This is a genomic window from Pseudomonas brassicacearum subsp. brassicacearum (assembly GCF_008801605.1).
Classification (GTDB): domain Bacteria; phylum Pseudomonadota; class Gammaproteobacteria; order Pseudomonadales; family Pseudomonadaceae; genus Aquipseudomonas; species Aquipseudomonas brassicacearum.
This window is the reverse complement of record NZ_VZPJ01000019.1, coordinates 42612-54024: the sequence shown is the minus strand read 5'-3', so window position 1 is coordinate 54024 and position 11413 is coordinate 42612. Positions and strand designations below refer to the sequence as shown.

Genomic DNA, 11413 nt, shown 5'->3' with positions numbered 1-11413 from the left:
TCACAAGACACAGGCAGTACGAGGTCATTGGCACGGGAGGGATACATGACGGCGATCCACATTGGTATTTCCGGCTGGCGCTACACGCCTTGGCGGGGGGACTTCTACCCCAAGGGGCTGACCCAGAAACGGGAATTGCAATTCGCCTCGCGAGCGGTCAACAGCATCGAAATCAATGGATCGTTCTACGCCCTGCAACGCCCCGAACGGTATGCCCAGTGGTACGCCGAGACACCGCCCGGCTTCGTGTTCAGCGTCAAGGCCCCGCGTTTCATCACCCACATCAAGCGCCTGCGGGACATCCGCAAGCCCCTGGCCAATTTCTTCGCCTCCGGCGTGCTGGAGCTCAAGGAGAAGCTGGGCGCGATCCTCTGGCAGTTTCCGCCCAGTTTCAAATTCGACCCGGAACTGTTCGAAGACTTCCTCAAGCAACTGCCCCACGACACCGAAGGTGCCGCCGCCCTGGCCCGCGAGCACGAGCCGCGCCTGGACGGCCACGCCAGTACCACGACCGATAAAAAGCGCCCACTGCGCCACGCCGTGGAAATCCGCCATGACAGCTTTATCGACCCGCACTTCGTCACGCTGCTCAAGCGCTACGACGTGGCCCTGGTCATCGCCGACACCGCAGGTAAATGGCCCTATCGCGAAGACGTCACCAGCGATTTCGTCTACCTGCGCCTGCACGGTGCCGAGGAACTGTACGCCAGCGGCTATACCGACGAGGCGTTGAAGCGCTGGGGCGACCGGATCGAGGCCTGGAGCCACGGCAAGCAACCCGCCGACGCCCACCTGATCGATCCCGACAAGAAGCCCCGGGCCCGCAAAAGCCGGGAAGTGTTCTGCTATTTCGACAACGACATCAAAGTCCGCGCGCCCTATGACGCACGCCACTTGCTGGAACACTTCCATCTGGACAAGGACCTCGCCACCGCGCCCGGCGAACGCCCGGCCGAAGGGGTGTTGCCATGAACAGCCCGGAAACCAGCGAAGCGACCCACGAGCCGACTCAGCAACAGGCCCAGGATCTCGACCGGGTCAGCCGTTTCACCGTGCTGACGGTCAACACCCACAAGGGCTTCACCGCCCTGAACCGGCGCTTCATCCTGCCGGAACTGCGCGAAGCGGTGCGCAGCGTGTCCGCCGATGTGGTGTTCTTGCAGGAAGTCCACGGCACCCACGAACACCATCCCCAGCGCTACAGCAACTGGCCGAGCATGCCGCAATACGAGTTTCTGGCCGACAGCCTCTGGCCGCAGTTCGCCTACGGGCGCAACGCGGTGTACCCGGCGGGTGACCACGGCAACGCGCTGTTGTCGAAATTCCAGATCATCCGCCACGACAACCTGGACGTGTCCATCAGCGGCCATGAGAACCGCGGCATGCTCCACAGCGTGCTGCGCCTGCCGGGCGATGGACCGCAAGTGCATGCCATTTGCGTGCACCTGGGGCTGCGCGAAGGTCATCGTGTCGAGCAACTCAAGCTGCTTTGCCAGCGCTTGAGCGAACTGCCGCCCGACGCGCCAGTGATCGTCGCTGGCGACTTCAACGACTGGCGCGGCAAGGCCAGTGAACTGCTCGAACCCTGCGGTCTGCGGGAAGTGTTCGCCGAACAGTGGGGCAAACCGGCCCGCAGCTTTCCGGCGCGCCTTCCGATCCTGCGCCTGGACCGCATCTACGTGCGCAATCTCAAGGCCCATCATCCCAAGGTGTTGAACGTACGACCCTGGTCGCACCTTTCCGACCACGCACCGCTGTCGGTGGAGATCGAATTATGAGCGCGACGATGAACAAGGCGACAGTTGAGCAGGTCGAGGCGCCACCCACCGAGCGCAACCCGGCGCTGACGGATATCGAATACGGCTGGCACGGCAACAATCGCGTCACGCTGCTGGAAAACGGTGAAGAGTATTTCCCCAGGGTCTTCGAAGCGATTCGCCGGGCCGAGACAGAAATCCTCCTGGAGACCTTCATCCTGTTCGAGGACAAGGTCGGCAATGAACTACGGGACCTGTTGGTCGAAGCCGCCGCGCGTGGCGTGCGCATCACCGTCAGCCTCGATGGCTTCGGCTGCGGTGAGCTGACCACCGGTTTCCTGGCATCGCTGAGCGACGCCGGGGTGCGCTTGCAGATGTTCGACCCGGCGCCCCGGCGTCTGGGGATCCGCACCAACTGGTTCCGCCGCCTGCACCGCAAGATCGTGGTGGTGGACGGGGTAATTGCGTTTATTGGCGGGATCAACTTTTCCGCCGACCACCTGGGCGATTTCGGCGCCGAGGCCAAGCAGGACTATTCCGTGGAGGTCAAAGGCCCGGCGGTGGTGGATATCCACCACTTCGCGCTGTTGCAGAGTGGCCGGCCCGCCCGGGCCAAATACTGGTGGCAACGCCGCCGTAGCCGCCGCAACGAGCTGGCGTTCAGCGACCACGACGGCCAGGTGCGCCTGGTCTACCGGGATAATCACGAACACCAGACCGACATCGAAGAGGTCTATCTGCATGTACTGCGCAGCGCCCAGCGGCGGGTGGTGATCGCCAATGCCTATTTCTTCCCTGGCTACCGGTTGCTGCGCGAGATCCGCAACGCGGCACGGCGCGGCGTGGAAGTACGGCTGATCTTGCAGGGCCAGCCGGACATGATGATCGCCAAGCTCGCCGCACGCATGCTCTACAGCTACCTGCTCAAGGCCGGCGTGGTGATCTACGAATATTGCGAGCGACCGCTGCACGGCAAGGTCGCCCTGGTGGATGAGGACTGGAGCACGGTGGGTTCGAGCAACCTCGACCCACTGAGCCTGTCCCTGAACCTGGAAGCCAATGTGCTGATCCGCGACCGGGCGTTCAACCGCGAGCTGTTCGAGCGCCTCGACTACCTGAGCCGCAACCATTGCACCGCGATGCCCAAGGACCACGCCCCCCGGGGCCTGTTGTGGCGCATGACCATCGGTTTCATGGTGTTCCACTTTTTGCGCCATTTCCCGGCCTGGGCCGGCTGGCTGCCGGCCCATAAACCGCGTCTGAAACCATTTTCGCCGCCGACGGCGGTCCGGAGCGAACCCCATGAACCACTCTGAAGCGCACGCCGCGCCGAGAGATGCCCATGCGCCGGAACAGTCCAAGTCCAAATCCCGCTGGAGCCGCTGGAAAAGACCGCTGACCCTGGCGTTTTTCCTGCTGTTGATCGTACTGTTCACCACCTTGGCCCGACGCATCGACTGGTCGGAAGTGTTCGCCACCCTGGCGGACTTCAAGGTGCGCACCTTGATCATCGCCGCCGCGCTGACCGTCACCAGCTTCATCACCTATGCGTGTTTCGACCTGATCGGTCGCACCTACATCCGCCAGAAACTGGGTTGGCGGCAGATCTTGCCAGTGGGGGTGATCAGTTACGCGTTCAACCTCAACCTCAGCGCCTGGGTCGGTGGCATCGCCATGCGTTATCGGCTGTATTCGCGGCTGGGGGTCAGCACCGGGAACATCGCCAAGATTCTCGGCCTGAGCCTGGCCACCAACTGGTTCGGCTACATGACCCTGGCCGGTGCGGTGTTCAGCAGCGGCCTGGTGACCATGCCGCCAGGCTGGAAACTCAGCAGCGATGCGCTGCAAGGCGTCGGCGCGTTGTTGTTGCTGGTGAGTGCCGGTTACCTGGTAGCCTGCCGGTTTTCCAAGCGCCGGGCGTGGACCGTTCGCGGCATGGAAATCAACCTGCCATCGCTGCGCATGGCGGTGCTGCAACTGGCGTTGGGCGCGCTGAACTGGTCGTTGATGGCGGCGGTGATCTTCACGTTGCTGCCCAGCAAACTGGATTATCCGGTGGTGCTCGGGGTGTTGCTGATCAGCAGCATTGCCGGGGTCATCACCCACATTCCGGCCGGGCTTGGGGTGCTGGAGGCGGTGTTCGTTGCGCTGCTGCAACATGAAGTGTCGCGGGGCAGCCTGTTGGCGGGGCTGATCGCTTACCGGGCGATCTACTTCATCCTGCCGTTGCTGATTACCGTGGTGATGTACCTGGTGATCGAGGCGAAGGCCAAGGCGTTGCGGGTCAAGCCTGGGCTCAAGTGATGGGTTGCCTGGCCTGGCCCTATCGCGAGCAAGCTCGCTCCCACAGGGATGACTGGGACATAAGTTCGGGTTCACACAGATCCATTGTGGGAGCGAGCCTGCTCGCGATGAGGCCCGCCTGAACACCGCACATCTACCGCTCCTGGATAATGCTCAACCGCTCTCCCACCACCATTTCCGTGATCCAGTCCACCAGGATCGAGGTGTAGGCCTGCTGTGACACGGGGTCGCTCAAGGCATGGTCGGCGCCGTCGATGATCCGGTGGGTCAACGAGTGGGTCTGCTGACACGCCGCCCGGTAGCTCATGATAGTGGCATGGGGCACGTAGGCATCGGTCTCGGACTCCACCAGCAACACATCGCCGGTGAACTGCGAACACGCATGCAAGGCGCGATTGGTTCCGGCGTGCACCAGCGTGCTGCGGTAATCCAGCAGGTCGGTCTTGTCCAGGTCGCGCTTGGGCGTATGCCATTGCTCGTCGCGGTAAAGCGCCGGCACCCGCAGGGCCAGCCAGCGTACCGGACGCAACGAAGTCAGGATCGAAGCCAGGTAGCCGCCATAACTGGTGCCCACCACGGCAATCGCCGAGGTATCCAAGGCCGGGTGCGCGAGCAGTCGGTCGTATGCCGCCAACAGGTCGCGCAGGTTGTCCTCGCGGGTGACCCGTGCCAAGGGGATCCCCGCCCCGCCGGTGTGCCCACGCAAGTCGAAGGTCAGGCACACGCAACCCAGGCCGGCAATGCCTTTGGCCCGTTCCAGGTCCCGCTCCTGGCTACCGCCCCAGCCGTGCACGAACAATACGCCGGGGACCTTCGACTTGGGACTCAGGAATGTCCCGTTCATGCGTTCATCGTCAATCTCGATCTGAATGGTTTCACTTCTAGCCGTCATAGGATTGAACCGTTACGTATTTGAGAAGGAAGTCGCCGTTGTGCGCCGCGCCACGATAGACCTCCCTCGCGCCGGGCGGCAGCGGTTGCTCGGTGTAGGTCTCCACCGAGGACACCCGCACCGCGCTGGTTTGCGGCGCTTCGACGAACACTTGCAACGCCGCCAGTTCGGCGCTGCTGGCGCCGCCCATGCGCCATGACTGTTCCAATACACCGCCACGCGGCTGGCCGGCGGCATCCAGGCCCTGGGCAATGTCGTAATTGCGCCGCGATGCAAAAAAGCTCGGGTAGGCCTGGTTGGCGGCGTCATCGAACACTTGCGCCAGCCGCACCGCCTCGCGCACATCGTCGGGCAGTTCGAGCCTGAGCAACTCGATATAACCGCCCTGCACCACCAGCAGGTCCGATCCGCCGTACACCTCGACCCCTTCGCTGTCGTGGGTCAGGTGTTGCACGCCGCAATAACTCAGGACCTTGCCGTTGATGAAGCACTGGCCGACGCTCTGGGTCTTGACCTCGTTGAGGTGCTGCTCCAGCACTACCCCATCGCGAAACAGCGCCTGGGCGTCGGGCCCGGCGGCAATTTCATCGAACTGCGCCAGGCTCTTGATCAGCCGTTGCCCACGTCCGGCACAGGCATGGATCGGCTTGAGGCGAATCGGTCCGATGTACAGCAAGTGCTCGGCGGCGGGGCGCGCATCCTTGAGCGAAAAGACCGTCACGCCATCGAGCACCGCGCCTCGCGTGAGCTTGGCAAACAGCGGCGACCAGCCTTTGGGCGCCACGGCGTCCTTATTCAACAGACCATGGGTAATCGCCTTGGTGCAGATAAAATCATGCTCGACATACCCGCCCCACACATCCTCCGGCCCCTTGACCCCCAGGCACATCAAGGTTTCGGTGCCGATCAGGGTTTGCGTGGGCAACAGATAGAGATCATGACCGGCCTGAGAGTCATGACTGTCGCCGTACTCCCATCCCAGGATCTGTGCCAGCCACTGGGCCAGTGCACGATTGGTCTCGACTTCATGACGCGGCGCTTGTGGATTGACCGAATAGGCCACTACCCGCTTGTTGCGATTGACTGGTGTCATGCGTTGCCCTTTTTCCTGCGCTCAATGGCTTTAGATAAGGGAAGGTGCAGAGATCAGGCCAACGGTGGCATCGGCCATGACGGTCAGCCAAGCGGGCGTATTGGGCGCAGTTGATAGCACCGGGCCTGTTTCATTCTGCACGACCCATGGCAGGCATCCCGCAAATTGCACGATGGCCAGCAGCAGACGCAACCTCCTGTGGCGAGGGGATTTATGTGGGAGCAAGGCTTGCTCCCACATAAATCCCTCGCCACAAAGGGTCAGTGTCAGCCTTTGGGAACGCTCGGCGGACTTACCCCAAACCGAGCCCGGTAATCACTCGGCGCCAACCCGGTTATTTTCTTGAAGGTCGCGCGAAAGGCGCTCGGGTCCTGGTAACCGACGGTCCAGGCAATGTGGTCGATGGTGCCATTGGTGAACTCCAGCATCTCCCGGGCCTTGCCGACGCGCAGGTGCTGACAGTATTCAGTGGGTTTGAGCCCGGTGGCGGCGCGAAACCGGCGCAGGAAGGTGCGTTCTTCCAGCCCGGCGCGTTCGGCCATTGCACCGAGGGAAACCTCCACCGCGCCGCTGCTTTGCAACCAATGCTGGACCTTGAGAATCGCCGGGTCGCCATGGCCGAGGATGGGCGCAAAATTACTGCCACACTGGCTCGCGCTGTCGCTGTGCTCAATCACCAGAAATTGCGCCGTGCGCGTGGCGATGCTGGGCCCGAGCAGGCGGTCCACCAGGCGTAGCCCCAGTTCCGACCAAGCCATCAGCCCGGCGGTGGTGATCAGGTCGCCGTCGTCGACGATGGGTTTGTCGGCGTTGAGCTTGATCTTCGGGTAACGCGCCGCAAAGGACTTGGCCGAAGTCCAGTGGGTGGTCGCGCTGCGCCCGTCGAGCAGGCCGCTTTCGGCCAGCAGGATCGAGCCCACGCAAACCCCGCCCAGCACCGTGCCGTCGGCATGCTGCGCCCGCAGCCAATCCATCAGAGCCTGAGAGACCAAGCCGTCACTGAAACCGGCAAGGGACGGTGGAATCAACAACGCCACCAGCTTGCCCACCGGGCCGGTTTCGCTGTCGAACACCCGCAGCGGAGCCCCGCCCTCCTCCGTCTGCCAGTGACTCACCCGCAGCTTTGGCAACTGCACGCTGGCATGCTCGGCCGCGATCCGCTGCGCCACGGCGAACAGATCGGTCAAGCCATGCACCGCCGCCAGTTGCGCACCGGGATAGATGAGCACCCCGAGCTCGGCGACTGCCCTTTGCTGCGTCATTGTCAGTTTTCCCCCGCTTATTGTCGTTGCGGCCAATCCTCGAAGCGGCGGCAAAAGCTAATACTGGCTTCACACCCAATCTGATCGAGGAAGCCCTCATGTCCAAACAAGCGCTCATCGTAGTCGATATCCAGAACGACTACTTCCCCCAGGGCAAATGGCCGTTGGTCGGCGCCCAAGCCGCCGCCGATAACGCCGCACGCTTGATCGAAGCCTTTCGCCAGGCCGGCGACAGCGTGGTGCATATCCGCCACGAATTCACTTCCGACGACGCGCCCTTCTTCACCCCAGGCTCCGAAGGCGCCCAGTTGCACCCCAAGGTGCTCAACCGCGCCGATGAACCGGTGGTGCTCAAGCACTTCGTCAATTCGTTTCGCGAAACCGAACTGCAAGCCATCCTCGACCAGCACGGCATCGAACAACTGGTGGTGGTCGGCAGCATGAGCCACATGTGCGTCGACGGGGTGGTGCGGGCGGCGGCGGACCTGGGCTACGGCGTCACGGTGATCCATGATGCCTGCGCGACCCTCGACCTGGAATTCAACGGCGTCGTCGTGCCGGCTGCCCAGGTGCATGCCGCGTTCATGGCGGCACTGGGGTTTGCCTATGCGAGTGTGGTGAGTACCGAGCAATTCCTGGCGGCCAATCGCTAAATACACGGCGCATCTAAAAAAACGCAAAAAAAACCGCGCTTCGTCGGCGAAGTGCGGTTTTGCCTCAAGCATCAACGGTGTGTCTGGAGCGATCACACATCCAGCACTTGCAGCAACCTTGGCATCGTCGCCACGAATCCCATCTGCTGCGCTTCGCGCGCCATCCCTTTCAACTTCTCGCCGCTGGCTTGATCGGCGCTGCGCAGCCACTGCCCCGCTACGTCGATCAACCGCACATGATGGGTGATCCAGGCGCATGACGCTGACTCGGGCAATGCCGCCATCTGTTGCCCATGCCAGATCGCCTGTTCGGTATTGCCCGCCAACAGGCAGGTTTCAGCGGCGGCCACGCGAAAGCGCAAAGCGTTGTGGGCCAGGCAGGCCAGGGTGAGCTGGGCTTCGCCCTTCGCCAAGGCCTGCTGGCTGAGCGGCCCATCGTCGCTGATCATCGCCAGGCTGCCGTAGACCCACGGCCCGATGTAGCGCTGCAGCTCGAAGCGCTCCACCAGGCTCGCCGCCTCCATGATCAAGGTCTGCGCCAGCCCGCGCTCGCCCTGGCGCAACGCCACCCGCGCCAACCCTTCCAGCAGGATCGCTTCGAAACGGCTGGCGCCGAGGTTGCGCGCCAGCGCCAGGGCGCAGGTCAGCTCTTGCTCCGCCAAGGCATCCTGGCCGCCCGCCACCAGCACCCAGGCCGCCGTGAGCCGCGAGAAAACCTGTGCCCGATGATTGCCCAGCCGAGTGCTGCATTCGATGGCCTCCATGGCGTCACGCAAGGCCTGCTCCCACTGGCCCAGGTACAGCTGCGCCGATCCACGGGCGCTGCGATTGCCCGCCTCCACGTGCGCCAACCCATTGCGTTCGCACAGGCGTACGCATTGATCAAACACCTCGTAGGCGGTCTGCATGCGCCCTTGTGCGTAATAGGAGTCACCAATGCCACTCAAGGCCTTGGCCTCGGTCTCCAGATCCCGGCCGATGCGCGCACAGGACAAGGCCTCTTCATGGAGCCTGCGACACTCGGCGTAATCGCCCCGTGGAAAATAGATATTCCCGTGCAAGTGATTCAACCGGGCCAGCGCCGTATGCGCCTGCATGGCCCGGGCGATGGGCTGCATGTCCTTGATCAGGCGCTCCTCCTCGTCCAGGCAGTCGAGGGTATTGAGGACCGCTGCCAGCCCCAGCGCAGCCTCGATCTGATCCTGTGGCTGCTCGGCCAAGGCCAAGGCCCGCTGGAAATGCGCCCGAGCCTCCACGGTCTGGCCCAGGCCCGAGCACGCCTGGCCGCACAGCAACGCGAAGGAAAAATCGCCCTGCGTACGCTCGGCAAACGCCGCGCACTGCCGCGCCAGCGCAAGGACACTGTCGTACTGGCAGGCCAGGCGTTTTTCGCCCATGGCTACCAACAACGCGTCGAACGCCGCCGGATCGTTGGCCCGCAGTAAATGCTGGGCATGGAGCACCCGGTCGCGCTCGCGGTAGAGGCTCGCCACTTCACCGTGCAACTGCTCGCGAAGCAACGTGGGCATCGCGTCGTAGAGGCAGTGCATGACCAGGTCGTGGACAAACAGATAGCTGCCTGGCTCGACTTCCCGCAGCAGCCCCTGGCGCATGTCCGCCGTCGGCAGATAACCGGGCTGTCCTAGCGCTTGGCGCCACAGCGTCAGCTCGAAACGATTACCCAGCACCGCGGCGTAATGCAGGGCGCGACGTTGCTCGGGAGCCAGCTTGTCGAAGCGGGTCTGGACCAGATGCCGCAGACTGTCGGGGAAAATACCTTGCTGGCTCGACAGCAGTTGCGTCAGGTACAGCGGATTGCCCTGGGCGCGGGCAACACATTCAGCCCGGTAGCGCGGATCGACATCGATGAATTGCTCCGCCAGGACCGTGGCCTCCCGCGCCCGGATCGGCGCGATATCGAGCAGACTCATGGGGCTGGAGGAATACGAACGGATTTCGCCGCCCAGCGGGTCATCTTCGGGACGGGACGTCAGCAGCCAGACAACCGGCGCTTCGTCAGTGGCATCGAGCAGCTTGCCCAGCAGCGCAAACAGCGTGGTGTCGCCCCAGTGCAGGTCTTCGAAGCAGATCACCAAGGGCTGTTGCACCGCAACGCGCAGCAACACGTCGAGCAAAGCCTGGAACAGCCCCTGGGTACGGGCCTGGTTGCTCATCGCGCCATACAGGATGGGCGGCTCGGCAGACGACACGCCCGTCAGCACTTGCAGGAACATGCGATGTTCGGCGGCCACTTTCAGGCGGGACAAGGCCGCGTCCAACAGCGACGCGCTGATGGACGGCGCCCCACCGAGGTTGAGCAGGCTGGCCACCAATTGCCCCAGGGGCCACAGACTGTTGTCCATGCCGAAATCCAGCACATCGCCGCGATGGCAGGCAAAGCCACGCTGCCGAGCCATTTCGAGAAACTCGCTGACCAACCGGGTCTTGCCAATGCCCGCCATGCCGCGCACATACACGACGTGCCCATCCTGGCATTCCTGGGTAGCCTCGATCACTGCCTTGAACTGCAGCAGCTCGATGGCTCGCCCCACCAACGGACGCGGCGCGTTTTCGTCGAGGCTGCGCGGGCGCAGGCATTTGCGATAGGCCTGAAACTCATCGTCGGAGGCGGAAAACTCAAACCGGGCAGCGAGTTGTTCCAGCAGATTCTGCGCAACATACACCGGCGCATTCCCATGACGATCCAGCAACGGCTTTTGCGCGAGCAAAGCAGGCTCAACATGGGGGGCTGTCGCTTCGGCACTCAGGCGCACAAGCCGCAGCACCAAGGCATGCCCTGGCGTGACGAATTGCTCGCGGCTCAGCGCCAACGCGCAGAGCAGGCCCCGTTCGCTATCGCTGCGATACGCCTGCGGAGAGCCGAATTGGGCGATCACCACATCCTGCGTCATCCCCAGTGGCACGCCACCGAACTGACGCACCAGGCGCTCGACTTCATCCATGAACGTCGCCGCTGGCACCCCATCGATCCGAAAGGACAGTTCAATTACGTAGCGAATGACGCTGTCATCGACCTGTTTCTGCGCCTGTTGCGCAAAGGCCATCTGGTGCAGTTCGGTCATCGTCTGTTGGATGTGCACCAAAGCCGCCGAGGCGGGATCGCCCAGCAGCGCACTCACATCGACCCCGAAGGCCGTCGCCAGGTGCCGAGCGGTGCGATAAAGCACCGGCTTGCCGGTTTCGGCGCGCTTGATGGAGGCGATCGAGACGCACAAATGCCGGTTCAGGCAGGCCTCGGCCAGGGTTTCCTGACTCAGGCCATGCTGTTTGCGCAGTCCTTTCAACGACACCGCGTCCAACAGCACACGACCGTCGGATATCGAGGCATCACGCTTGGGCAGGGCAGCAAAGGTATTGTGTCGGGAGTCCATGTCGATAACCCTTCTACCCTGGGACAACGGCAGCCGATCGAGTGTACTCCAGCGCCTCTC

9 protein-coding genes are annotated in these 11413 nt (G+C 63.2%); 5 read left to right on the top strand and 4 right to left on the bottom strand.

The genetic code is table 11. The annotated features are described in order from the left end of the window. The first annotated feature begins 45 nt into the window (after positions 1 to 45). From F7R20_RS28550 to F7R20_RS28535, 4 genes are read left to right on the top strand one after another with little or no spacing between them, the layout of a single operon-like run. On the top strand, positions 46 to 972 hold the full coding sequence (locus tag F7R20_RS28550) for a DUF72 domain-containing protein (RefSeq protein WP_003206058.1): 927 nt from the start codon (positions 46 to 48) through the stop codon (positions 970 to 972). Beyond that, on the top strand, positions 969 to 1778 hold the full coding sequence (locus F7R20_RS28545) for an endonuclease/exonuclease/phosphatase family protein (protein WP_003206060.1): 810 nt from the start codon (positions 969 to 971) through the stop codon (positions 1776 to 1778). Before F7R20_RS28550 ends, F7R20_RS28545 begins: the two co-directional genes overlap by 4 nt. Further along, on the top strand, positions 1775 to 3073 hold the full coding sequence (gene clsB, locus F7R20_RS28540) for a cardiolipin synthase ClsB (protein WP_003206062.1): 1299 nt from the start codon (positions 1775 to 1777) through the stop codon (positions 3071 to 3073). Before F7R20_RS28545 ends, clsB begins: the two co-directional genes overlap by 4 nt. Then, positions 3060 to 4061 carry a lysylphosphatidylglycerol synthase domain-containing protein gene (locus tag F7R20_RS28535; protein WP_003206063.1) on the top strand — a complete coding sequence of 334 codons (1002 nt, stop codon included), beginning with the start codon at positions 3060 to 3062 and terminating at the stop codon, positions 4059 to 4061. Before clsB ends, F7R20_RS28535 begins: the two co-directional genes overlap by 14 nt. Before the next feature lie 133 nt (positions 4062 to 4194). Here the strand turns inward: F7R20_RS28535 and F7R20_RS28530 are convergent, their stop codons facing one another. The 3 genes from F7R20_RS28530 to F7R20_RS28520 form a co-directional block, all read right to left on the bottom strand. Further along, positions 4195 to 4953 carry an alpha/beta hydrolase family protein gene (locus F7R20_RS28530; RefSeq protein WP_003206064.1) on the bottom strand — a complete coding sequence of 253 codons (759 nt, stop codon included), beginning with the start codon at positions 4951 to 4953 and terminating at the stop codon, positions 4195 to 4197. Then, entirely contained in the window at positions 4943 to 6046 is a 1104-nt protein-coding gene (locus tag F7R20_RS28525) for a DUF3182 family protein (protein WP_003206066.1), read from the bottom strand. Before F7R20_RS28525 ends, F7R20_RS28530 begins: the two co-directional genes overlap by 11 nt. Before the next feature lie 266 nt (positions 6047 to 6312). Further along, positions 6313 to 7308, bottom strand: coding sequence for a GlxA family transcriptional regulator (locus tag F7R20_RS28520; protein WP_042956417.1), 996 nt, complete (start codon positions 7306 to 7308; stop codon positions 6313 to 6315). Positions 7309 to 7406: 98 nt separating this feature from the next. On the opposite strand from F7R20_RS28520, the gene F7R20_RS28515 reads away from it, so the two are divergent. After that, positions 7407 to 7961, top strand: a complete 555-nt coding sequence (locus tag F7R20_RS28515) for a cysteine hydrolase family protein (RefSeq protein ID WP_003206069.1) — start codon at positions 7407 to 7409, stop codon at positions 7959 to 7961. Between the two features lie 92 nt (positions 7962 to 8053). On the opposite strand, the gene F7R20_RS28510 is transcribed toward F7R20_RS28515, so the two are convergent. Next, positions 8054 to 11353, bottom strand: a complete 3300-nt coding sequence (locus tag F7R20_RS28510; RefSeq protein WP_003206071.1) for a tetratricopeptide repeat protein — start codon at positions 11351 to 11353, stop codon at positions 8054 to 8056. Between the last annotated feature and the right edge of the window lie 60 nt (positions 11354 to 11413).

What these genes read in the sequence shown, in the direction of transcription:
- F7R20_RS28535 (WP_003206063.1), top strand. Translation starts at nt 3,060, where the DNA reads ATGAACCACTCTGAAGCGCACGCCGCGCCGAGAGATGCCCATGCGCCG.
- F7R20_RS28550 (WP_003206058.1), top strand. Translation starts at nt 46, where the DNA reads ATGACGGCGATCCACATTGGTATTTCCGGCTGGCGCTACACGCCTTGG.
- clsB (WP_003206062.1), top strand. Translation starts at nt 1,775, where the DNA reads ATGAGCGCGACGATGAACAAGGCGACAGTTGAGCAGGTCGAGGCGCCA.
- F7R20_RS28520 (WP_042956417.1), bottom strand. Translation starts at nt 7,308, where the DNA reads ATGACGCAGCAAAGGGCAGTCGCCGAGCTCGGGGTGCTCATCTATCCC.
- F7R20_RS28525 (WP_003206066.1), bottom strand. Translation starts at nt 6,046, where the DNA reads ATGACACCAGTCAATCGCAACAAGCGGGTAGTGGCCTATTCGGTCAAT.
- F7R20_RS28545 (WP_003206060.1), top strand. Translation starts at nt 969, where the DNA reads ATGAACAGCCCGGAAACCAGCGAAGCGACCCACGAGCCGACTCAGCAA.
- F7R20_RS28510 (WP_003206071.1), bottom strand. Translation starts at nt 11,353, where the DNA reads ATGGACTCCCGACACAATACCTTTGCTGCCCTGCCCAAGCGTGATGCC.
- F7R20_RS28530 (WP_003206064.1), bottom strand. Translation starts at nt 4,953, where the DNA reads ATGACGGCTAGAAGTGAAACCATTCAGATCGAGATTGACGATGAACGC.
- F7R20_RS28515 (WP_003206069.1), top strand. Translation starts at nt 7,407, where the DNA reads ATGTCCAAACAAGCGCTCATCGTAGTCGATATCCAGAACGACTACTTC.